The sequence below is a fragment of the Natrinema hispanicum genome (assembly GCF_900111485.1).
Taxonomy (GTDB): Archaea; Halobacteriota; Halobacteria; order Halobacteriales; family Natrialbaceae; genus Natrinema; species Natrinema hispanicum_A.
This window is the reverse complement of sequence record NZ_FOIC01000009.1, coordinates 105,756-128,565: the sequence shown is the minus strand read 5'-3', so window position 1 is coordinate 128,565 and position 22,810 is coordinate 105,756. Positions and strand designations below refer to the sequence as shown.

At 63.6% G+C, this 22,810-nt stretch carries 23 protein-coding genes and 1 pseudogene; 9 read left to right on the top strand and 15 right to left on the bottom strand.

The features are described from left to right. Together BSG09_RS10730 and BSG09_RS10725 are read right to left on the bottom strand one after the other, a co-directional pair. Positions 1-328, bottom strand: a pseudogene (locus tag BSG09_RS10730) (IS5/IS1182 family transposase); the annotation flags it as partial. A 281-nt stretch (positions 329-609) separates the two neighbouring features. Then, entirely contained in the window at positions 610-1,434 is an 825-nt protein-coding gene (locus BSG09_RS10725) for a PspA/IM30 family protein (RefSeq protein ID WP_092932924.1), read from the bottom strand. 158 nt (positions 1,435-1,592) lie between these two features. On the opposite strand from BSG09_RS10725, the gene BSG09_RS10720 reads away from it, so the two are divergent. Further along, positions 1,593-2,201, top strand: a complete 609-nt coding sequence (locus tag BSG09_RS10720; RefSeq protein ID WP_092932922.1) for an alpha/beta hydrolase — start codon at positions 1,593-1,595, stop codon at positions 2,199-2,201. Between the two features lie 180 nt (positions 2,202-2,381). After that, a complete protein-coding gene (locus BSG09_RS10715) occupies positions 2,382-3,995 on the top strand; it encodes a long-chain-fatty-acid--CoA ligase (protein WP_092932920.1) in 1,614 nt (537 codons plus the stop codon). A 222-nt stretch (positions 3,996-4,217) separates the two neighbouring features. Here BSG09_RS10715 and BSG09_RS10710 read toward each other — a convergent pair whose 3' ends face one another. The 3 genes from BSG09_RS10710 to BSG09_RS10700 form a co-directional block, all read right to left on the bottom strand. After that, entirely contained in the window at positions 4,218-6,122 is a 1,905-nt protein-coding gene (locus BSG09_RS10710; protein ID WP_092932918.1) for an ATP-binding protein, read from the bottom strand. 59 nt (positions 6,123-6,181) lie between these two features. After that, positions 6,182-6,961, bottom strand: coding sequence for a cohesin domain-containing protein (locus tag BSG09_RS10705; protein ID WP_092932916.1), 780 nt, complete (start codon positions 6,959-6,961; stop codon positions 6,182-6,184). Positions 6,962-7,096: 135 nt separating this feature from the next. Further along, the gene (locus BSG09_RS10700) at positions 7,097-7,726 is read right to left on the bottom strand and encodes a DUF7344 domain-containing protein (RefSeq protein WP_092932914.1); all 630 of its coding nucleotides are present in this window, start codon (positions 7,724-7,726) and stop codon (positions 7,097-7,099) included. 357 nt (positions 7,727-8,083) lie between these two features. On the opposite strand from BSG09_RS10700, the gene BSG09_RS10695 reads away from it, so the two are divergent. After that, entirely contained in the window at positions 8,084-8,419 is a 336-nt protein-coding gene (locus tag BSG09_RS10695; RefSeq protein ID WP_092932912.1) for a DUF7113 family protein, read from the top strand. 19 nt (positions 8,420-8,438) lie between these two features. Here BSG09_RS10695 and BSG09_RS10690 read toward each other — a convergent pair whose 3' ends face one another. Continuing rightward, a complete protein-coding gene (locus tag BSG09_RS10690; RefSeq protein ID WP_092932910.1) occupies positions 8,439-9,716 on the bottom strand; it encodes a DNA double-strand break repair nuclease NurA in 1,278 nt (425 codons plus the stop codon). 126 nt (positions 9,717-9,842) lie between these two features. Here BSG09_RS10690 and BSG09_RS10685 point away from each other — a divergent pair, with 126 nt between their 5' ends. Then, positions 9,843-10,106, top strand: coding sequence for a hypothetical protein (locus BSG09_RS10685; RefSeq protein ID WP_254799179.1), 264 nt, complete (start codon positions 9,843-9,845; stop codon positions 10,104-10,106). A gap of 259 nt (positions 10,107-10,365) precedes the next feature. Beyond that, the gene (gene gpmI / locus BSG09_RS10680) at positions 10,366-11,886 is read left to right on the top strand and encodes a 2,3-bisphosphoglycerate-independent phosphoglycerate mutase (protein ID WP_092932906.1); all 1,521 of its coding nucleotides are present in this window, start codon (positions 10,366-10,368) and stop codon (positions 11,884-11,886) included. Between the two features lie 170 nt (positions 11,887-12,056). Here gpmI and BSG09_RS10675 read toward each other — a convergent pair whose 3' ends face one another. After that, positions 12,057-14,228 carry an alkaline phosphatase PhoX gene (locus BSG09_RS10675; protein WP_343124070.1) on the bottom strand — a complete coding sequence of 724 codons (2,172 nt, stop codon included), beginning with the start codon at positions 14,226-14,228 and terminating at the stop codon, positions 12,057-12,059. Positions 14,229-14,529: 301 nt separating this feature from the next. Continuing rightward, positions 14,530-14,958: a hypothetical protein gene (locus tag BSG09_RS10670; protein WP_092932901.1), complete on the bottom strand. Its 429-nt coding sequence runs from the start codon at positions 14,956-14,958 to the stop codon at positions 14,530-14,532. A gap of 390 nt (positions 14,959-15,348) precedes the next feature. Between BSG09_RS10670 and BSG09_RS10665 the strand changes: the two genes are divergently transcribed. Continuing rightward, the gene (locus tag BSG09_RS10665; protein ID WP_092932950.1) at positions 15,349-16,362 is read left to right on the top strand and encodes a sodium:calcium antiporter; all 1,014 of its coding nucleotides are present in this window, start codon (positions 15,349-15,351) and stop codon (positions 16,360-16,362) included. Between the two features lie 103 nt (positions 16,363-16,465). Next, positions 16,466-17,758: an O-acetylhomoserine aminocarboxypropyltransferase/cysteine synthase family protein gene (locus BSG09_RS10660; protein ID WP_092932899.1), complete on the top strand. Its 1,293-nt coding sequence runs from the start codon at positions 16,466-16,468 to the stop codon at positions 17,756-17,758. Positions 17,759-17,761: 3 nt separating this feature from the next. Here the strand turns inward: BSG09_RS10660 and BSG09_RS10655 are convergent, their stop codons facing one another. Then, entirely contained in the window at positions 17,762-17,959 is a 198-nt protein-coding gene (locus tag BSG09_RS10655) for a hypothetical protein (protein ID WP_092932948.1), read from the bottom strand. Between the two features lie 177 nt (positions 17,960-18,136). Here BSG09_RS10655 and BSG09_RS10650 point away from each other — a divergent pair, with 177 nt between their 5' ends. Together BSG09_RS10650 and BSG09_RS21570 are read left to right on the top strand one after the other, a co-directional pair. Continuing rightward, positions 18,137-18,667 (top strand): DUF5813 family protein, encoded by a 531-nt coding sequence (locus BSG09_RS10650; RefSeq protein ID WP_092932896.1) that lies wholly within the window; start codon positions 18,137-18,139, stop codon positions 18,665-18,667. A gap of 72 nt (positions 18,668-18,739) precedes the next feature. Continuing rightward, a complete protein-coding gene (locus BSG09_RS21570; protein ID WP_262488515.1) occupies positions 18,740-18,871 on the top strand; it encodes a hypothetical protein in 132 nt (43 codons plus the stop codon). Between the two features lie 76 nt (positions 18,872-18,947). Here the strand turns inward: BSG09_RS21570 and BSG09_RS10645 are convergent, their stop codons facing one another. The 6 genes from BSG09_RS10645 to BSG09_RS10620 form a co-directional block, all read right to left on the bottom strand. Then, on the bottom strand, positions 18,948-19,178 hold the full coding sequence (locus BSG09_RS10645) for an Lrp/AsnC family transcriptional regulator (protein ID WP_092932894.1): 231 nt from the start codon (positions 19,176-19,178) through the stop codon (positions 18,948-18,950). Between the two features lie 4 nt (positions 19,179-19,182). Beyond that, a complete protein-coding gene (locus tag BSG09_RS10640) occupies positions 19,183-19,923 on the bottom strand; it encodes a potassium channel family protein (RefSeq protein ID WP_092932892.1) in 741 nt (246 codons plus the stop codon). A 139-nt stretch (positions 19,924-20,062) separates the two neighbouring features. After that, positions 20,063-20,293: an Lrp/AsnC ligand binding domain-containing protein gene (locus tag BSG09_RS10635; RefSeq protein ID WP_092932890.1), complete on the bottom strand. Its 231-nt coding sequence runs from the start codon at positions 20,291-20,293 to the stop codon at positions 20,063-20,065. 81 nt (positions 20,294-20,374) lie between these two features. After that, complete coding sequence (gene tmk / locus BSG09_RS10630; protein ID WP_092932888.1) at positions 20,375-20,977, bottom strand: dTMP kinase; 603 nt, start codon at positions 20,975-20,977, stop codon at positions 20,375-20,377. A gap of 136 nt (positions 20,978-21,113) precedes the next feature. Beyond that, a complete protein-coding gene (gene fabG / locus BSG09_RS10625; protein WP_092932886.1) occupies positions 21,114-21,863 on the bottom strand; it encodes a 3-oxoacyl-ACP reductase FabG in 750 nt (249 codons plus the stop codon). Then, positions 21,860-22,807, bottom strand: a complete 948-nt coding sequence (locus BSG09_RS10620) for an ACP S-malonyltransferase (RefSeq protein WP_092932883.1) — start codon at positions 22,805-22,807, stop codon at positions 21,860-21,862. Before BSG09_RS10620 ends, fabG begins: the two co-directional genes overlap by 4 nt. Positions 22,808-22,810 lie beyond the last annotated feature (3 nt).

Genomic DNA, 22,810 nt, shown 5'->3' with positions numbered 1-22,810 from the left:
CAGTTCCCGAGAGCCCCGCCTGCTCCGCTGATCGGCGGAGCAGGCGGCGCAACTCTTTCATCGGGAATTCTCCGTCCCATACGCTGAAAGACGTGTAATCAGGTGAGTTCTCAAGGCCGAACACAGCAAGGATTCCCGGCATCTCGTTCAGATAGTCCTCGAACTGCCGGAGCGGCTTGTTGACTTCCTCTTTGAGCAGGAGCAACGCGATCTTCGTGGATTTGTCGTACCCGTCGTCGCCGTCGGCGACGGCGGGTACATCTGGCTCTTCTACGTGGGTCGTGGCAAACTCATAAAACGTCTGTGCGAGGTTCCTGAGACGTCCCATATCGCCAGACGGCGTCCAAATCCCCTGAAATCAGCGATACAATCCGCAGAGGGCGTCGGCGTTCAACGGAGCAAACAATTTCGTGAGGCCGACTCTCTGACAGGGTCTAATGGCACGCTGATTTCACTGGCATGGAGCCGGCATCGACATCCCTGCGGCTGGCAGCGAGTCGGATGGCGGAGAGAAAACAGTACCGAACGTATCCGATCTCCTGTCACTGGATTCCGGCAGGGTCCGCGGCGAGTCGCTGACGTACCGGCAGTGCGTGACAGTCGTCGATGTCAGGCTTGTTCGTCGTCCTGCAGCTCCGCGAGCTCCGCTTCGACGTCTTCCTGATCGTCGCTCTCGAGATCCGTCCGCTCCGCCTCATCGCTCTCGCTTGCGGTGTCGGTCGCCGGTTCGGCGTCGCCTTCCCCGACCTCGGATTTGAGCGTCTCGAGTTCGGCTTCGACGCCGCTATCGGTCGACAGTTGCTCGAGTTCGCGGTCGATCGTGTCCTTGTCGGACATGACATCCTCGAATGCACCCGACTCGTGGAGTTCGTCGAGGGCGGCGGCGCGGGCTTCCATGTCCTCGGTCTGTTCCTCGGCGCGTTCGATGGCGCGGCCGACGTCCTCGAACTCCTCTCCCGTTGCGGTCATCGCCTCTGAGACCGTCGAACTGGCTTTCGCAGCCTCGTGACGGGCTTTCATCGTCTCCTTTTTGGTACGGAACTCCTCGATGCGCCGCTGGAGTTCGTTTTTCTGCTCGACCAGCCGGTCTTGCTGGTTTTGCAGGTCCGTGATCTGGCCCTCTAAGTCCTCGATCTGGTTCATCTTCGTCTTCTTTTTCTCCAGGGCGCGTCGTGCCAGATCCTCTCGGTCCTGCTGGACCGCCGTGCGTGCCTGCTGGTTGTGTTTCTCGACGTTGTCCTCGAGCCGGCGTTTTTGCATCTCGAGGCGCTTTTTCTGCGTGGTGAGATCGGCGATGCCACGTTTGACCTGCTGGAGCTGGTCGCGCATCTGCTCATACGAATAGTCCAGCGTTTCGGTCGGATCCTCGGCCCGGTTGAGCACCGAGTTGAGTTTCGACCGGATGACGTAGGAAGCCCGAGAGAGGATGCCCATATTCGCTACGTATTGCTCGCTGGCCTTAAAAATGTCACTTCAGGAATACCCAATGTCGACGACCGGATCCGAACCGGCTCGTCCCGACTCGAGTTGGCCGAACCGCAGCTATCGGTCGGCGTCGGGGATTGATTACTGGCGGTTTCCAACGACTTCCCATGACCGATGTCCTGATCCCCGGCGGCCGCGACGTTCGGGGAACACTCGAGGAGCCAGAGCGCGATCCACGTGCGATCGTCGTCGCCTGCCCGCCACATCCACAACACGGCGGCTCGCGAAGCGATCGCCGCCTCGTCGCTGTCAGCGATGCCCTGCGTGACGCCGGCATTGCCTGTTTGCGCTTCGATTACGGGCCGTGGGACGAGGGATATGGCGAGCGAGCGGATGTCCGCAATGCCGTTCGGTGGGCTTGCGAGACGTACGACGAGCGTCCGGTCGGCGTTTTCGGCTACAGCTTCGGCGCGACGCTTGCGGTGCTCGCGTCGGCCGATGTCGCTTCCGATGCGGTTGCCGCCCTCGCACCAACAGCACGTCTGGCTGACGACCTCGACGCGCTCGAGGCCATCAACTCGCTCGAGGTTCCCGTTCACGTTCTGTATGGCACGCGAGATACGACCGCCGACTGGGGGCCGATCGTCGAGCGCGCGCGAGGTCGTGGCGACGAAATAACCGCGTTGTCGGCCGATCATTTCTTTCTCGGCGCAGATGACGACATCGCGAGGGCGGTTCGGGCGTTTTTCGAGCGAACACTGCTCGAGTCGGCGTAGCACGACCGAGACAGTCATAGACAGCCGTTACGCGTCTCGATCGGTCTCGAGACGACGTGTCGGGAACAGGAAAAAGATGTCAGACAAAAATTACAGTGATTGGTACGCATCAAATTGCTATACTGAAACACGGGATGACTCCATAAAGAATATTATAATCAATGTTCGATGGGCGGGTATATGGAAGTCCCACTGTTGGTGACCGATTTCCTCGACCGAGCGCGCAAGTACTACGGCGACGAAGAAGCGATCGTCGCCACGACGGGTGAGCGGTTCACGTACGAGGAGTTCGGCGACCGAGCCGACCGACTCTCGACGGTGCTACAGGAGCGTGGCATCGAGAAAGGCGACCGCGTGGCAGTGCTCGACCCCAACACGCACTACCAGCTCGAGTCTGCCTACGGGATCATGCAGCTTGGTGCCGTTCACACGCCGCTGAACTACCGACTGACCCCCGAGGACTACGAGTACCTGCTCAACGACTCCGGCACGAAAGCGATCATCGCCGACTACGAGTACGCTGACAAGATCGAGGAGATCCGTGACGAGGTTCCGACGGATATCTTCATCACGAACGACGCCGACGCCGTCGAGGGCGACTGGGAGGACTTCGACGACCTCATCGCGGACGTCGAGCCCGACTACGAGCGCCCCGAGATGAGCGAAGACGACGTCATCACGATCAACTACACCTCCGGGACGACCGGCGACCCGAAAGGTGTCATGCGGACCCACCGCACCGAGTCGCTGCACGCCCAGCTCGTGACGATCCACCACGAAATCACCGACGACGACGTCTACCTCTGGACCCTGCCGATGTTCCACGTCAACGGCTGGGGCCACATCTACGCCATCACGGGCATCGGCGCGAAACACGTCTGTACCCGCGGCGTCGACGCCGAGGAAATCTTCCAGCAGATCAACAACGAAGACGTCTCGTTCCTCTGCTGTGCGCCGACGGTGCTCAGCATGCTCGACGAGTACTACGAGGAAAACGACGTCTCCACCGAGGGCGACAACCCGATGCGCGTCACCGCCGCCGGTGCCGCGCCGCCAGAAAGCGTCATCCGAACCGTCGAAGAGACGTTCGACTGGCACTTCCGCCAACTCTACGGTGCGACCGAGACCGGCCCGCTCATCGGTACCTCCGCGACCCGTCGCCTGATCGACGAGGACAGCGAAGAGCGCTTCGGCCTCAAAAAGCGCCAGGGCATTGCCCCGCTGGCCACCGAGATCGAAGTCGTCGACGACGACGGCAACGAGGTCCCGTGGGACGACGAGTCCATCGGCGAGATCCTCGTCCGCGGCAACCAGATCATGGAAGGCTACTGGGAGAAACCCGAAGAGACCGACGAAGCGTTCAACGACAAGCGTGAGGGCTGGTTCCACACTGGTGACCTCGCCGTCGTCAACGAGAAGGGCATGCTCTCGATCCAGGACCGCGAGAAAGACATCATCATCTCCGGTGGGGAGAACATCTCGAGCATCGAACTCGAGGACACGCTGTTCGACCACGAGGCAGTCGCCGACGTGGCCGTGATCCCCTCGCCCAGCGAGAAGTGGGGCGAGACGCCGAAGGCGTTCGTCGTGCCGTCGAACGACGACCCACAGGATCCGCCGGTCTCCGAGGACGAGCTGACGGAGTTCACGCGCGAGCGACTCGCCGGCTACAAGGTCGTCCACCGCGTCGAGTTCGTCAACTCCCTCCCGAAGACGGCGACGGGCAAGATCCAGAAATACGAGCTGCAGGAACAGGAGTGGGACGAAGAAGAGTCGATGGTCGGGCAGGGATAACGCACGCAAGCACCCTCTGACGGCGTGGACGGCCACCGAATGCGGTCGCGACGACGTCGCGGTCCACCGGAGCCGTTCCTGACGATTTCTTCTCCTCTCGACTCCCTCGAGTCATAGCGACCGCGAGCCGACGGCACGTCACGACGACCGATCGGCTGTGAGATCGACGAGCGCGCTCGAGCACGCCGGAACTGCCCCTCGTTTCAATCCGCCGTCGCCGGGTCAGTCCCGCCCGTGTCGCGTCAGACACTTCGGGAGGCCGATCAGCTCGACCGGCTCCGAATTGTCGGGTGAGTAGACGACCATCTGACCCTTTTCCATGTAGGGGACCTTCGACTCGAGGTTGCTCGGAATGTTCACGCTCTTGATGGCGTCTTCGTCACCGAGATTCAACACGATGGTCGTGTTAATCTGTTTGAAGACGGCGTCGTGGATGTCCTGGGGATCCTGTGTAATGAGAAAGAGGCCAAGTCGCTCCTTGCGGCCCTGTTTGGCGGCCTCGGTAAATTTATTGATAACTTTCCCCGCCTGGACGCTGTCGGCGTCGGTCAGGAAGTTGTGCGCCTCGTCCATCCCCAGTACAAGCGGCGTTTCCTTGATCCGGTCGTAGGTCGGATCGTTCGAGAGTTTCTGATCGATCAACAGCGACGAGACCGCGAGGACGATCGCTTCCGTCGCCCGCGTATCGTTGATGTGGTAGGTCGGGACGACGGTGAGGCCGCCGGGCCGGACGAACTCGTGGACCAACTCCGTAATTGGCCGGGCATCCTGGTCGAAGACGTGGCCGAAGCCGAGGACGCGCCGGCGCACGGCGTCGAACGTCGCCTCGTGGACGCGGCCGGACTCGTCGAGTTCCTCGCGCAGTGCGGGATCGTCGAGGAACGTGGTGAACTCCTCGTAGGTGCCATCCTCACCGTACTGGTTCCGGAATCGCGGTAGGAGCACGCTGACGAGCGCGCCATACTGGTTGTCGTTCAGCCCGCTGCCCGCGACCAGCCACGGGTTGTCGTGGACCATCGAGAAGGGAATCGTGAATTCGACCTGCTTTGCGCGGTGATGGCCCGCCGCGTACGACGCCGAGCCGACTTTCGGGACAAACGCCGTCGTCTCGTCGTGGCCGCCGTAGGCGATCCCTTCGCGCTCGAGGCGGCGCGCGAAGTCGCTGTCCAGGTCGGGGTTGTCGTCGTGCATCTGGGCGTACTCGTCCTGTGGGTCGAACTGGACGACGGCGGGTTGCACCGTGCGACCGTCGGCCATCGGATACGTGCGCTCGTCGGCGAGATATTGCCGTAAGATGTTCTTTGCCCCGTGGGTCTTCCCCGAGCCCGTCCCGCCGGCGATCAGCGTGTGTCGGAAGACGAGCGGATCACCCGCCTCGTAGTCGTCTTTCAGCCGGTAATCGATCGTCGGCGGGGACGCTGCCGTCCGGACCTTTTCACCACCGACCGAGAGATGGCCCAGAAAGACACCGTCGTCGGGCATTTTCAGTCCGGTCTTGATCGCCTCGGTGTCGTCGGCCTGCCGGATCACGGTCTGGGGTTTCGGCACGCGATCGGTCATCCGGCGTTTCAATTCGCCTCCCTCTTGCGGGCTCCGCCCGCTCGAGTCGTCCGCGGAACGTGGTTCCGCGCGATCCTCGTAGAGGACGGCGACGGGCTCGAGGGTCGCGACGAACTTGTAGTCGGATTCGTCGATGCCATCGGAGCGCATCGCCCGCCGGGCGTGAATCTCCGTCGCGTCGTCGGCGTGGTACTGCTGAGCGTACTCGAGTCCCGTAATCCGACAGAACAGCGTCTCACCGTCGGGATAGGGCGCAAGCAGGTAGCTCCCGATGCGGATCGATGATCGATTGCCGCGGGTGATGTAGGCCTGCAGGGTCGTATCGTCGCCGTCTTCGGCGATACGCAGTCCCTGGGAGACACAGAGCGCACCGATGCCGACGTCGTCGCCACTGGGCTCGACCGGCGTCGACTCGAACGCGTCGCTCGAGCCGTCGGTCGTCGAACTCGCAGTCGACGGCTCGTCAGTTCCTGCCGATGCCGTCGACGAGTCGGGTGCATTGGCCGCCGATCCCTCGTCAGCATCGGCGTCGGCGTCGAAATCGCCGAAGTCTCCCAGATCAGTCATATGGGGTTCATCCGTCCCATCCCTAAAACGCGTTTCCCTCCAGTCGGACGGACTCTCTCTCAGTGCCGACGCTCCCGACTGAACCATAGCACCCCCGCAACGACAGACACGGCCACCAGCGCGAGCCCAGCGCTGAAGCCTGGAATCGACAGGCCACCGCCGCTTCCTGCCGTTCCGTCGTCGCTCGCGTCATCCGTCTCATCGAACTCGAGCGACAGATCGTCGGGATCGGTGTGATTGTACGACTCGAGGGACTCGTTGCCGCCGGCGATGGTAATCGTCGCGGACTCGTCGACGAGCGCGCTCATATAGTCACCGGTGAGGTCGACCGTACTCTCGGCAAACGAAATCGTCGTCGTGCCAGCAGGTGCGTCCGCAGTAACGTTGACTGTCAGTGTCGCGATTGTTCCACTCCCGGCTGTCCCCCCGGCAACCGGCTCGCGGCGCTGTTTGATGACCGTCGTCCCCTGCTCGTTGGCGATCGCCGTCGCCGTCCGGATATCGGTATCGTCGCTCTCGAGCCACGGGCCTCGTTCGATGTCGGTCACCTCGAGGTAGTCCGGGTGATACTGTGCGACCACGGTCACTGCGCTGACGCCTTCGCCGCCGTGACCGCCCTGACTCCAGAGGGAGAGATCGATCGTGATCGTCTCGCCGGGTGTGGCGTTGACTGTCATTGGCTCCGGAGAGAGGATCGCGACCTGATCGATCGCGACGGCCGTTCCCGCGACACCGGCTATCGAAAGCGCGAGCAAAACTGCGACTCCAATGACGACGACAGCTCTGCGACCGTCGCTTGCCATGCCATCACGGCCGGCGTCTGCGCGTGGCACCGTCATTCCTGTCTCGTGCGTACGACGCTCACCGCGAACACGCTTGTCGTTTTCGGCACGGCGACCCACAGGCGACAACCGATGGGACAGACGACCGCGCAATCGACGCGAAAACGGGAACAGCTGGGACGCTGTCGGCGACTACTGGACGATCGAGACGCTGTCGTCGTACCGCGTTATCAGCTTCGAGTCGTGATCGTAGCTAATAACGCCGACATCGGCCATCGCGGGAAGATGGGAGTGATGCAGTGCGATCGCCGCGCGGTCGCCGTCGCAAAACGGCCCGCCAGTGCATGCGCTGAGCTGCGTCGCGAGTTGCTCGAGCGAGAGGGGGCGGTCGTTCGCTTCGAGCACGGAGAGAATACGCATCCGGACTGGATCGACGAGTGTTTCGAGCAGTTTTTCGGCGTTTTCGTCCTCACAGGCCTCGAGAAAGATCGAGAGGTCCGTGGGACGTACCGGCGGTTCGTCGACGAGTGCGATGCCGGTGTCGGCCCAGTCGATGATTCCGGCGTCCTCGAGTCGTGGTAGGTGGTTGTGAACGAGACTGATCCGCACGTCGTGTCGTGCCTGTCCGGTCGGAATATCTGAGTCCATCCGGTCGATCAGTGCCGTCGTCAGGTCCGACAGGGACAGTCGTGTTTGCCGGCTGCCGAGAATCTCGAGAACGCGAAGCCGGCGCGGATGACGAAGGATTTCGTAACACTCCGCCGGGACGTTAACGAGCGGCCCGGGGGTGATGTCGTCGCCGATGTGAGCGTCCGAAGTCATTGTCCCTAGCAACCCATGCAAGGGGCATAAGACCAGTTCCAAAAGAATTTGGGTGCGTGAATTGCGCCATTACTCCGGTATCCGATGCATAACATGCTGAGCCCCTCGGAAACACCAACTATTGGTAATTTCCGATAGAAGGGAAATAGTCGGTTTACGATTGCGCGAGACAACACGATGGTAGTTCCGCGCGAATCCGTTAGCGCGAGTAGACACGGGTCAGCGGAGTCATGCTGTAACCGAGATGAGAGATGGCGGTTGTCGGTACGACTGGTCGCACCGTCTCGCACTGACCGAACGGCGCGTCTGGACGGAATGAGCGCTGTATTTTTGCGTCCGCGAGGCGTATCATCATCCATGCTTCAGGTACGCGGTCGTGCTGGCGGGACGGAACTCACCGGCACACTGTACGAGCGAGGTGAACGAGCCCCCTCGTTCCGCGGCGCACCGGACGAAGACGCCGCGTACGTCTGGGTTTGTGATGAGTTCTACGAGGTCGATAGCGGAGGGACGACCCAACTCGTCGACGGCCGCGAGGTCAATCTCGCCTTCGAGTCGCCGATGCCGCGTGGGTTCGATACCCGCGAACAGGCCCTCGAGGGTGCGAAAGAACACGTCCGAACCCAGTTTGCCCGTATCGGGGTCGACCCCGAAGACGTCGATCTCGAGATCGAGAAAAACGACGCCGAGTGACCGGGTCGACGCGACCCAGTCAGTACGGCTGTTCGTCCCAGCGATGGTCGTCGTAGGTCCGGTCCTGGACGGTGTCGAACTGTGCCTCGAGCGTCTCGCGAAGCGAGGCCTTCTCCGCGTTGCTGATCCGAGCGAGTTCGTCGGCTTTTTCGACGATCGTCGGCGGCCCATGCGCGACGGCGACGTCCTGTAGCAGTTGCATCGTCAGTCGCTCGCGCGTCGCCGGGTCCTTCGTGAACGCGTAGGGGGCCTCGATCCGATACAGTAGGTCGTCGCGCGGATCGTAGACGACGAAAAACGTGACCTCGTAAGCCTGACGCTTGAGCCGTCGGTCGACCCCGAGTGCATCACCCTCGGCCGACAGCGGTCGGTCGACGCCACCGCGCGAGCGGAACCAATTCGTATAGGTGAGTGCTGAGGTATCACGTTCCCAGCGCTCGCCATCGACGTCGTCGACGTACTCGCCGCGCTCGAGCAGCCGGGTAAACAGCGCCGAATCGTTCGCCCACGGGACGCTAACGTCGATCTCTCGATTGTTCTTTAACGTCCGCGTAATCACGCGTGTCGCGGGGTTTTTCACGAAGCCGACGAGTGGCACGTCCCGGTCGACGAACGCCTCGACCAGTCGAACGTAGTTCTCAAGGACCGTCGTGGGTCGGGGATCGTCGAGCAGGAAATCGGCCAGATCGGGGTGCTGATCGGCCCAGCGAAGCAGGCCACGGGGATACAGCGGGCCATCGAGGACGAGTAGATCGGAAACGTCTTCCGCGTGATCACGGGCGTGAGTGCTCTCGGCGAGGTACAGCGCCAGCGCGTGGACGACACCTTCGGCAAACCGGGGCAGCGGCGGAATCTTGACCGCGCGGCTCCGGCTGTAGCCTTCGTCGAACTTGCCCCACGTCTCGTCGACGGTCATCGTCTCGTCGTTCGAGTGAACCGTCATCACGGTCGTCCGCGACCGGTGAAGGTCGAGATCGCTCGGCGTCGTACTCATCGCCGCCTGTGCGATGTCGATGACGAGCCCGTTTTTGAACGTCGTCGGGTTGATCGTCCCCGCGTCGAGGCCGTGTTCGGTCGGAAACTCACGGTCGCGCAACGCGACCGCCTCACAGTCGACCAGCCGCCGCGCCTGTTCGTCGACCGGCTCGAGAACCCGCCGGCCATCAGCAAGCAAGGGATCGAGGAACTCCTCCCAGACGGTCTCGGCGAAGGCGCGACGGTCGCGCTCGTCGGTCCCGGGGTCGATCCGCCTCGCGAGCTGCGCGATACCGTCGAAGTGGACCGGATCGAGCGTCATGAGAAGGTGCTCCCGCCCGACCCGCAAAAAGCCAGTGGTCGTGAACGACGACGATGTTGACTCAGGTCCGTGTAAATTACTATCAGAAAGCGTATGTATGGACGGCTCGAGGCTGGTAATATCTGGATGTCCGAGCGAGAATCGTCGACCGTTACCTCCGACGAGCGTGCGATCAACTGGCGACAGAACGGGTCCGGGATCACCATCTACGAAGCGGGGAATCCCGACGCCTGGATTCGGGCCGACTTCGAGGCCGGCGTCCCGCCGGAACACCGTCTCTTTATGATCTGTGACGAGTGCGGGGCTGTCTTCGCACAGCGGAGTACGCCCGGCAACGCGACCGTCTGTGGCGATTGTGGGACGACATTCGATCACCCACAAAACGACTGATACGGTCTGCTGTCAGTCAGTCCTGGCGTACCCGCGACCTGCCTTGGGATGTCATAGGACCCAGTAACAGCAGACCGTTCGACCGCGCGACACTGGCCGACTCGAGTCCACGCGACACGATCGGGCTGGGTCCGACTGCTCGAGCCGAACGACAGAGGTCCCTCAGTACTGATACGTTGGGGACGAGCGGTACCTGCAGCCGGCCGCCGCTGACGACGACAACGACAGGTAGTTAGGACATGCTGATTTCCGATCTGGTATGGAAGCTGCGCTGATCGTTCTCGACGGCTGGGGACTCGGTGACGGCGGCAGGGACGCGGTCGACGCGGCCGAAACGCCGGTCTTCGACCGACTCGCGGAGTCGGGCGCGTACGGTCGGCTCGAGGTCGCCGGTCGACGCGTCGGCCTCCCCGAGGGACAGATGGGCAACAGCGAGGTCGGCCACCTGAACATCGGTGCTGGCCGCGTCGTCTATCAGGAGTACACCCGCATTTCCGACTCCATCGCGGACGGCTCCTTCCGGGAGAACGACGCGATCAACGAGGCGTTCGATCGGGCGCGTGAAAACGACGGACGCGTTCACTTCGTCGGGCTCGTCAGCGACGGCGGGGTCCACTCCGATCAGGAACACCTCCACGCGCTGATCGAGCTGGCGGCCGACCGCGACGTCGAGGCCGTCACCCACGCGATCACCGACGGGCGAGACACTTCGCCAACCGGCGGTCGGGACTATCTCGACACGCTCGAGGACGTGATCGCCGAGCACGGTACCGGGGACGTGGCGACGGTCTCGGGCCGCTACTACGCAATGGACCGCGACCAGAACTGGGAGCGGACAAAGCGGGCCTACGACGCGATCGTCAACCGCGATGCTGAGTGGACCGCCGACTCGGCCGTCGACGCGGTCGAAGAATCGTACGACCGCGGCGAGACTGACGAGTTCGTTGAGCCGACGCTCATTGCGGATCAGCCGGCACTCGAGGACGGGGACGCTGTCGTTTGGTTCAACTTCCGCTCCGACCGGGCACGACAGCTCACGCGGATGCTCGCGGACATCCGCCCCGACGACTGGGCCGACGAGTTCGCAACCAGTCCACCGGACGCCGAGGTCGTGATGATGACCCAGTACGACAAGACCTTCGACCTCCCCGTGGCGTATCCGCCGAACCAGCCCGAACAGGTGTTGGGTGAAGTGCTGGCCGACGCTGGAAAGACGCAGCTGCGGATCGCCGAATCCGAGAAGTATGCCCACGTGACCTACTTCTTAAATGGCGGCCGCGAGGTCGAGTTCGACGGCGAAATCCGGAAGATCGTCGAGAGTCCCGACGTGCCGACCTACGACCAGCAACCCGAGATGAGCGCGCCCGAAGTGACCGACACCGCGATCGACACTATCGACGCCGACGATCCGGACGTCCTCGTGCTCAACTACGCCAACCCGGACATGGTCGGTCACACCGGCGACTACGAGGCCGCGATCGAGGCCGTCGAAGCTGTCGACGAACAGTTCGGGCGACTCGTCGAACGGCTCGAGGACGCCGGCGCACACGTCCTCGTCACCGCCGATCACGGCAACGCCGACGACATGGGAACCGAAGCCGATCCCCACACGGCACACACGTACAACGAGGTACCGTTGGTCTATCTCGCACCCGACGGTACTGACGGCGGTCGAACCGTCCGCGAGGGTGGCACGCTCGCAGATATCGCGCCGACGATGCTCGAGGCCATCGACCTCGACCAGCCACCCGAGATGACCGGCGAGTCGCTGCTCGAGTGAACACGTCGTCGCTCTCTCGAGTTGCTGTCGCGCCGACTCGCAGCTGATACGGTACGCGTTCGACGGGCACGACAAAAAGATCGAAACGGACGGGGTGGCACAATCGTCACCGCCCGCTAGTTCGTTATCGAATCGATACCGACAGTGCTCGCCCGACAGGCGGCGCTCTGTCAGTTGTCAGCTTCGTCGTCACCGTTTCGTCCGCGGCCACGTCCTGGATGTTCGGCGGGACGACCCGGGGCGTCGTCTTCGTCACCGGTTCCGCCGCGGCCGCGCCCCGGATGCTCGGTCGGACGCCCGGGGAAGTCGTTTTCCGGCGGTTCGTACACGTAGAGACAATCGTTGCTGTAGGAGCGGCCGAACTGGTCGGCGTCCTCACAGCAGAGCACGCGGCCGTCGTCCATCACGAGCACGTTGTCGACGTTGATGAGCGCGTCGTCCGCGACGGCCGCCGGATCGCTCGCGTCCGGGCCGACGATAGCCGGCTCGAGCGTCGAGACGTTGAAATCCGCCTCGAGTGCCGCCCGGTAGACGACACCGCCGTCGACCCGCTCGAGCTGGACGTCGCCGACGTCCTCGTAGCCCTCCTCGTTGGACAGGTCGTCGTTGAGTTCGGAGATGGCGAAGTAGACGTAGTCGCCCGGCTCGGCACCGTCGACGCTGTCGACGCCTTCGGCTTTGTTGAACTCGATGGTCGCGCCGATCTCCTTGGCGGCCGCACGGGTCTCGAGGAACGGTACGCGCCGGAGATCCGGCGAGACGCCGTCGGGACCCTCGTCTGCCCACTGCTCGGCCCACAGCGCGATTTCCTCGTCGGTGATGTAGTCCTGATTTCCGTTGTCGACGACCTCGCGATCGGCCTCCTCGAGCGCAGCCTCGAGGTCTTCTTCCCAGTCGGTTTCAGCGTGGGTCTCGAGATAGTCAGTCTGGGTAATATCGTCGTACACAGCGATCCACGCCTCGACCTCGCGGTTCGTGGCGTGGCCCAGCTCGAGCCACTCGAGCTCGAGGTCGACTTCCGCCGGCGGAAGTTCGCGGGCGGCTTCCGCGTTGGTCACCTTCGGAGCGTAGAGGGTGCCGGCGATGTCCATCGGGTCATCGTAGCTGTCGATCGGCTCGTCGGCGACGAACTTGTAGATCCCCTTGCTGTCGCCGTCCGAACAGCCATAAACCGTCTTCCGGTCGGACTGGATATCTGGGGACTCCCAGGCGGCCCGTCCCATCACGTAGTATTTGACCGGCTGTGGCGTGTCGGCTGCCGGCTCGCGGATGTCGACGTGATAGCCGTAGCGGTACGGGTTGGGGTAGACATCGCCGATCGGCTGGGTCGTGTTTTCGTCAGCATCTTGATCGACGGGGTCCGCGCCGAGGTAGTACGCGAGGAACTCGACGCCGGTCATCGCCCAGTAGCCCTGGATGCCCCAGGCGTCGTCGCCGTAGTAGTCATCGACGGCGCTCTGAATAGCCGACGGGTTCGGCCGGTTCCAGAACTCGTGAGCGCCGCGGCGTCCCTTGCCCGTTCCTGCCTCGAAGATGTCGCCGACCGTTGCGGCCAGCGAAACCCGCGGGTGTGCGTAGTTCTCCTCGGAGGAGATCATCGTATTCCACGGGCTCAGGTCACCGTAACAGTTGATGCGCGTCCCGCCAAGGTCGCGCATCGGCTCGGTGTTCGCGATGTTGATGGCGTTCTCGAGGTCGGCCTCCCACTCGCCGTCCTCGGTTCGGCTGATCGGAATTCGGGAGACGTTGCCAGGGCTGTTCTCCCAGTTCGTAAAGAGATAGCCCTCGGTGCCGTCGTCGGTCGTGGGGACGAACTGGTTACAGTCGGGGTTGTACGCGGCGTCGCCGTACTGCGTGCCGGCAAACGCGTCGGTCGTGATATTCTCGCCGTCGGGCGTCTGGACGACGCCGAGTTCTTCGGTGCCCCCGTTGACCGCCTCGTGGGCCTGTGCAAGGAACGTGAACTCGCCGTCAGCGCCGCGGACCGTCTGTTGTTCCGCGTTCGTCTGGGGCGTCGACAGCTCGTCGAAGTCGTCGTTGCTGCCGTCGAACTCGAACTGGAAGCCGCTGAAGTAGCCGATGCCGGCTTCGTCGTACGGTGCGGGATTGTCGCGGCTCGGGTGCTGGAGGCTGTAGAGCAGCGCCCCGTTCTCGAACACGAACGGCCCGGTGACTTCCGCGCCGAGTGCGGTCGAGGAGAACCGCTTTAACTCTCCGTCGACGTGCGGTGCCAGCGGCGTATCGGGGTCGTCAGGGGCAGCGCTCGCGACGCCAGTGACGCTCGCACCGAGCGCTGCGGCGACTGAGGCTTCCATCAGGTTGCGTCGAGTTAAGTCAACCATCAGTTCCGTAACGGGCCAGCGTATTATAGGAGTTTTATATTTCTAATATTTATTCATCAATTCCTAAACGAAGCGTACGCAATTCTATGTAGCTCTCCGTTCGACTGCCGATCCAGTCATCGTCGACTTGACGCCAGCAACGTCTCGATTGCCCACGGTGTGATTCGGTCGAAAAGAACGTCTCGATTACCCTTCTCAGACGGTCTGCTGTCCCGATTTCCCAGTGGGACCACAGTGTGGATTGCGGGCCCACCGGCACTGACTGACAGGAGTCCGTCTCAGCGAGGGGATCGGCTATCAGCTACTCGAGTCCCTGTTCGGCCGCGTTCGCCCGAATCTCCTGGGCGCGCTGGCGGACGGACGCAATGTACCGTTCGATCTTCGGCGGCGTCTTCCCGTAAAACGACGCCACCCAGTTTACGTCCGTGCCGGGCATCGTGAGGAAATATGCCGCAAGCGTATCTCGGCCCGCCTGAATGACCTCCGGTGGAACGCCCCGGTCGCCGGTTCCCGCCTCCTGAAAGCCATTCGTGTCGAAGTAGACGTCGGCGTACAGCGTCGCTGTCTCCGGATCGTCGAACGTCATCGGCGTGTGCTGGGGGGCCTCGAACCGGTACTGCGGTGTCTCGGCGTCCGGCGGCGTGACCTCGAGAAGACGGACGTCCAGGATGTACTCTTTGTAGACCGATTCGGCGTCGTGGCTCGGTGACTGCGGCGTTGATTCGGACATGGGTGGTCGACGTCACTCGGCAGCGGTTCGGACGGAGGTCCGTCGCACGTACCGTCGTAGACCAAGTGCCGGGTGCCGTGCGTATGAGCGTTGCTAGTAGTAGTACCAACGCTCACGAAACGCTCACGAGCGATATAGAGTGCTCCCTTGCTGTCGCGCTGCATCGAAACAGCGCTCGGCTCGACGGCCGCTCGAGCATCGCGCCGTGGGCGATCGGACCGCCATTGCCGCGAGGTTCTGCTATCTTTACACGTCTGCGCGATAAGGGCGAGACATGGACTCGGAAGCCACAGAGGAACCGAAGACGCGGAAGCCAACCGTCCAACGAGGCGCGCGCAACCGAACGTGTCGGCACGGATCGATAGTCGGTCGCCGACCAGCAACCTGGTCATGATCGAAATCGCGGTCCTGCTTGCCCTCGCTGCCGGCGGAACGGGCGTGCTCTGGTACGGCAGCACCAAACTCGAGGAGGCAGCCAACGACCTCGCAGCCGCGTATGGGCTGCCGGCGGTCGTTCAGGGAGCCGTCATTGCCGCTGTCGGCTCGAGTATGCCCGAACTGGTGAGCGTGTTGCTCGCGACGCTGCTTCACGGTGAGTTCGAACTCGGCGTCGGCTCGATCGTCGGGTCGGCAGTGTTCAATCTGCTGGCGATTCCCGGCCTCGCCGTGGTAGTCGGCGGCGGTATCGATACGTCGCGCGAGCTGGTCTACAAGGAGTCACTGTTCTACATGCTCGCGGTGGCGTCGCTATTGTTGACGTTCTCGCTGGCGGTCATCTACAACCCGGTCGCCGGCCCCGACGGTCCCATTCGGGGAGACGTTTCACGCCCGCTCGCACTGTTTCCAGTCGCGCTGTACGGGCTCTACATCTTCACCCAGTATCTCGATGCCGCTGACGAAGGGGCAACGACGGACACGACGGCGAACGTGGCTTCCGCCTGGATTCAGTTCGCGGTCGGACTGGTCACGATCGTCGCCGGCGTCGAGGCCCTCGTCCGGTCGGCGATCGGCCTCGGCGACGCGTTCGGAACCCCCACGTTTCTCTGGGGGATGACCGTCGTCGCCGCCGGCTCGAGCCTGCCCGATACGTTCGTCAGCCTCGCGGCCGCACGGGCGGATCGGCCGACGGTAACGCTGGCGAACGTCCTCGGGAGCAACACGTTCGACTTGTTGGTCGCCGTGCCGGCCGGCGTCCTCGTCGCGGGCTCGCTGACGGTGAATTTCGCCCACATCGTTCCGATGATGAGTTTTCTCGTCCTCGCGACGATCGTCTTCTTTAGCATCTCTCGGACTGAAATGCGCCTCTCGAGACACGAAGCATGGCTGCTGTTGGGGCTGTACGGTGCCTTTCTCTGCTGGCTGCTCTTGGAGAGTCTCCACGTCGTCAGCGTACTGGAACTGTGAATCCGTACACCGTCCGAGGTAATATCTGCCCGTATCTCGGTCGTATTCCGGCTCGAGGGGAAAGGCTAGGGGTTTTACGTGACGTGGCTGCAAGGACGCTGGTATGAGTGACGATTCCGATTCGGACGGACACCACTTCGCGACGAACAGTATCCACGCTGGTCAGGAACCGGACCCGACGACGGGTGCCCGCGCGCCACCGCTGTACCAGACCACGTCCTACGAGTTCGAGGACACCGACCACGCCGCCGCGCTGTTCGGTCTCGAGGAACTGGGCAACATCTACTCGCGGATCATGAACCCGACGAACGCGATGCTCGAGGAACGCATCGCGACGCTGGAAGGCGGCGTCGGCGCGCTCGCGACCGCCTCCGGGATGGCCGCGTTCGACCTCGCGACGTTCATCCTCGCCGATGTCGGCGACAACATCGTCTCCTCGTCGTCGCTCTACGGCGGGACCTACACCTACCTTACCCATACCGTCTCGAAACGCGGTGTCGAGACGAAATTCGTCGACACCCTCGATTACGAGGCCTACGCCGACGCCATCGACGACGACACCGCCTTCGTCCACCTCGAGACGATCGGCAATCCCGCGCTCGTCACACCCGACATCGAGCGCATCGCCGACATCGCCCACGACCACAATGTGCCGCTGTTCGTCGACAACACGTTCGCGACGCCGTACCTGTGCCGGCCCTTAGAGCACGGCGCGGACCTCGTCTGGAACTCGACGACAAAGTGGATCCACGGCGCAGGTTCGACCGTCGGCGGGATCCTCGTTGACGGCGGCTCGTTCCCCTGGGAGGACGGCGACTACCCCGAACTCACCGAGCCGAACCCGGCCTACCACGGCGTCAACTTCCGCGAGACGTTCGGCGACGCGGCCTTCGCGTTTGCCGCTCGGACCCGCGGCCTGCGAGACCTGGGCAACCAGCAGTCGCCGTTCGACGCCTGGGTCACGCTCCAGAAACTCGAGTCGCTGCCGCTGCGCATGGAAAAACACTGCGAGAACGCGATGGCCGTCGCGGAGCACTTGGAGGACCACCCCGACGTGGCGTGGGTCAACTACCCCGGGCTCGAGAGCCACGAGACCCACGAGAACGCCGCGAAGTACCTCGAGGGCGGCTACGGTGGCATGATTACCTTCGGACTCGAGGGTGGCTACGACGCCGCCGAAACGGTCTGTAACGAGGTCGACCTGACGAGCCTGCTGGCGAACGTCGGCGACGCGAAGACGCTGATCATCCACCCCGCGAGTACGACTCACCAGCAACTCACCAAGGAGGAGAAGTTGGCCGGCGGCGTCACCGACGACCTCGTGCGCCTCTCGGTCGGCATCGAGGACGTCGACGACGTGATCGCGGATCTGGATCAGGCCATCGAACAGGCGTAGACGTCAGCGGGCACGGGTCGATGCGCCATCGGCCTCACCGTCGCCGTCACGGTCGTCGTCCGCTTGTCGCGTCGTTTCGTCCCGGTCGGTCCCCTCGCTTTTGCTGTCGGTCCCGACGGGCAAGCCGGAGCCGCGGTCGCCGTCGGTTCCGAGAAGGCGAGCGAATCGACGACGGTCCGCAGTTTTCCGATCGAGGGTCATGCCGTCGAGCGATGCCGAAGCGCCGGGTAGTACCGTCGGTTCGTTTCGAGCACAACGCGGGGTTTCTCGCTGAAACGGTCCGGGATCGGCAGCCGACCGCCGGGCGGTCTGCCGTCGCCGGCGCGGCGGGCCAGCGACCCAAAACATCCTTTTCCGCCACACCCCTCTGGACGACCGATGACCGATCTTCCGGCTCCCGTCGACCGCGCACTCGAGGCCCACGACGCGTTCGCCCGAACCGACGACGGCTACGACCTCACGACGACCGTTTTCGAGACGACCGTCACGGCCGACGACGCCGACGGCAAGCGTGATGGCCGCTTTCGGATCACCGTCTTCCTCCCAACGCTCGACGCTGCCGTCGCCGGCGAGCACGTCGCCGACGTCGTCGAAGACGGCTGGTTCGAAACACTCGAGCGCCGCTTGGGGGACGTCTTCGGCGTCGCCCACACGAGCACACACGACGAGCCAGTCGTCGAACGCGACGGCGAGGAGGTCCGGGTCCACCTCGAATACACCGCCTGGGACGCCGCTGAAGGCGTCGAAGACGCCAAGGCACTCATCGAGTTCGTTGAAGGCACCTACGCACAGGGAATCATCCCCGGCTACGACTACCGCGGGCCGGCAGCGACGCTGCTCGAGAACGCCCAGCAACAGGGTCAGCAGGCCGCAGACGACGATGGGAGCAGCGGCGGCATGCCCCTATAACACGCTGGCGGCTGTTTCTGGGTAAGGCTCACAGCTATGGCCGGGAGCGTGGCTCGAGCAGATGCGAGAGCCATGCGACCCGGGGAAGGGCAGGCACTCTCCCTGTTACTGACCGCGAGCGAACCGAAGGGTGAGCGAGCGGGCCGACGACTGACCCAGAAGCCGCGCTTTGCGCGGCTGGCGGGGAAGGAGGAGTGCTTTTGATCCAGCTTTTACCGAGGGACGCCGCGCTGTGTGGCAACGCCACCAGCGCGGCAGACCGTAGAGTAAAAGCTGGGTCTTAGTCCATCGCGATGTACGTCTGCGTATCCTCGATCCCCTCGATGCCCTGGATGTGGGTCGCGGCGATCTCCTTGACTTCGGCCGGTGTCTCGACCTTCGCTTTCGCGATGAGGTCGACATCGCCGGCGACGATGTGTGCCGATTGCACGCCCTCGATGGATTCGATACTGTCTCTGAGTCGATCCGCCTCGCCCGTGTTCGCCTTGATCATGACGAATGCAGTAACCATTAGTTCACACCTCCGTGTCGCTGTCCGCATCGTGCTCCGTCGAGACCGAACTCGAGCCCGAGCCGGCGTTCGCGGCCGCCTGCATCGGGGTCTCACCGACAAGCAGCTGGCGAACCTCGCTTAAGACGTCGAAATCCGCGAGGACGACGAGTCGGTCGCCGTCCTCGAGCGAGCTATCTTCGGTCGGAATCTCGAGGGGGCTGTTGTTCTTGCCGAACGCGAGGACGGTCGCGTCGGCGGGCAACTGCAGTTCGTTGAGCGTGTATCCGTTGACGGGAGCGCCGTTAGTGACTGTGAGTTCGACGACCTGTAGGGACGGTGCAATGTCAGCGATCGCGCGGATCGTCCCGCCCAGCAGGGCGTTTTTCGCGCCGATCGCGCCCAGCCGCTCGGGGTGGATGATCTCGTCGACCTGATCGGCGTACTTGCGATAGATCCCCTCGCGGTAGGCCTCGTCGATCCGCATGACGGTTCGACAGCCGTAATGGTTCCCGATCATGCAGGCGGTGAAGTTGACGTTGAGGTCACTGGTCAGTGCGCCGACGGCGTCGGCGTCCATCACGCCGGCTTCCTCGAGAACGGGTTCGCGGGAGCCGTCGCCCTCGATGACGGGAAAGTCCTGATTCTGGGCGCGTTTGATCCGTTGTTCGTCGCGTTCGACCAGCGTTATTTCGTGGCCTTCGTCTCGCAGGACGCGTGCCGTCCGCAGCCCGACCCGTCCGGCCCCGATAATGACGAACTGCATAGACAGGCGTACGCTCGCCCCTGTGAATAAGTTTGCCCCCGACTAGCACGGTCGGTGGTCAAACGATAACTGTAATTGTAAGAAGGAAAGCACTCGTCGACGCCGACACGACGATGCCGCCACGACGGCGGTCGAACCGTCACCCCATCCCGATGTAGGTCTTCGTCTCGGTGACGCCGTTGAGTTGCTGCATTTGCGACGACGCTGCCTGAAGCACGTCGTAGACCTCGGGAGCATCGATCTCTGCGATGATGTCGTAGTTGCCTGCAACGATGTGGGCGTCGGTGACCGACTCGAGGTCGCCGATCTTCGCGAGCAGGTCCTCGGATTTCCCGGCAGCGGTCTTCACCATGATGAACGCATGGACCATCGCCAGTGTGATACGCTATATCATGACTAAAACTTTTGCCCGAGCCCCGATCGCAAACGACGGCGACGGTGTGCGCTGTGCTCAGCGTGACTCGCCGACAGCCTCGGCCAGCACGTCGGTCGTCGCTTCGAGGACTTCCTCGGGCGATTGGGTCGCGTCGACGCGGACGAACCGGTCGGGGTCGCGCTCGAGGAGTCGTTCGTAGTTGTCCCGAACCGACGCGAGATACTCGGCGCGTTCGAATTTGTTCGTCGTCCCCGCACGGGCCGCAGCGGTTTCGGGGTCGAGATCGAGGTAGATCGTCAGATCCGGCTCGATCGAGAAGGGGCGATGAACGTCGACGACGTACTCGAGGGGGTCCGCGAGGCCGTGGCCGTCGGCTGCCTCGAGGGTCGCGCCTTGGTAGGCAAAGCGCGAATCGGAGTAGCGATCCGAGATCACGAGATCGCCACGCTCGAGGGCGGGCTCGATCACCCGCGAGAGATGATCGGCGTGGTCGGCGGTGTAGAGAAACAGTTCCGCCAGCGGATCAGCGTCGTCGTCTTCGATCGATCGGTAGACGGCGTCGCCGTACCAGGAGTTCGTCGGCTCGCGCGTGAATACGGCGTCAGGATAGCGCTCGTGTAAGGCCTCCCAGACCGTCGTCTTGCCGCTACCGTCTAATCCCTCGAGCGTGACGAGCATGCTCGTGTCTCGTCGTGACACCTATTACAATCCGTCGTTGTCTCGAGCCGATCGCCTCAGACGGACTCCTATCAGTCAGTGCCGTGGGACCGCCATCGCCTGCGATTGCACCGGGAAGTCGGCACAGCAGACCGTCTCACAGCGCGAGGCCGTCGTCGACGCGTACGACCTCGCCGTTGATGTACGAGGCGGCGTCGCTGGCAAGGAAGGTGATCACGTCGGCGACTTCTTCGGGCGTCGCGGTGCGGCCGCTCGCGGTGTTCGTCTCGACGGCCGACTCGTAGCCGCGTGAATCCGCGAGCAGGTCGGTGTCGGTGTAGCCGGGTGCGACGGCGTTGACGCGGATGCCCTTGCCCCCAAGCTCGCGGGCCGCCGCACGCGTGAGGCCGAGGACGCCGGCCTTGCTCGCGGCGTAGTTGGCCTGCCCGGCCCCACCGTGCTGAGCGGCGACGCTTGCGACGTTGACGATTCGGCCACCTCGGTCGTCACGTCGTAGCATTCGTCTGGCCGCTTCCCGCGTGCAGTAGAACGTGCCCGTGAGGTTAACGTCGATAACCCGTTGCCACTGCTCGGGAGACATCCGAACCAGCAAGCCGTCGGCCACCGTTCCGGCGTTGTTCACCAGCACTGTCGGAGGGCCATACCGGTCGGCGACGGTCTCGAACGTCGCCGCCACCGTCTCGTAGTCGGCGACATCGAACCGCTCGACGGTCGTCTCAGTAGGGAACGACGCCAGCGTGGCCGCCGTCTCGTCTGCGGCCGCGTCGTCCTCGTGATAGGTTGCGACGACGGTCGCTCCCCGCTCGGCCAGTCGCGTCGCCACCGCACGACCGATGCCACGCGTTCCGCCGGTGACGACCGCGACTTCGCCGTCGAAGTCGATCACGCGAACACCTCCCGGGCATCCGCTGGCGTCTCGAGCGTCCAGCACTCGGCCTCAGGCGCGATGCGCTCGACAAGCCCCGCCAACACGTCGGCCGGCGGGAACGCGACGAACCGGTCGATCCCCTGCGCGCGAAGCGTTTCGATGACAGCCACCCAGTCGACCGGCGACGTGATTTGTGCGGTCAGATCCCGCCGTGCGACGGCCGGATCGGTATAGAGGTCGCCGGTCACGTCGGAGACAGCGGGAATTTCGGCCTCTCGAAGCGTCACATCGGCCATCGCCGTTTCGACACAGTCGACGGCCGCTTCCATCACTGGCGAATGAAACGCCGCGCCGACCTCGAGTTCACGAAACCGGGCGGTCGTCCGCTCCTCGAGCCGTTCCCGGACCGCCGCCACGCCCTCGGTCGTGCCGCTGATGACGGTCTGTTTCGGCGCGTTGTACAGGGCAACGCCGACGTCCTCGCGGCCGGCACACGCTTCGGTCACCACGTCCGGGTCGGCCAGCAAGACCGCGACCATCGTCCCCGGGCCGTCGGCGGCTGCTGCCCGTTCCATGCACTGTCCCCGCTTGTGGGTGAGTTCGGCCGTGGTTTCGGGCTCGATCGCGCCGGCGGCCGCCAGCGCGGTGAAGTGACCAAGACTGTGGCCGGCGACGGCTGCCGGCTCGACATCGAAGCGAGCCGTCACGCCCTCGTAGACTGCGATTCCCGTCGCCAGCAGTAGCGGCTGGGTGTTGCTCGGCTGCTGGATTGCCTCGGCGGTCCCGTCGAAGCACAACCCCGAGAGATTGAGCTCGAGGGCGTCGTCAAGCCGATCGAACACCGCGCGCGTCTCGGGCCAGTCGTCGTAGAACGCCCGACCCATCCCGACGGTCTGGCTCCCCTGGCCGGGGAAGAGAAACGCCGTCCCATCGAGGGTCGTGGTGGACTCGTCAGTCGTCATATC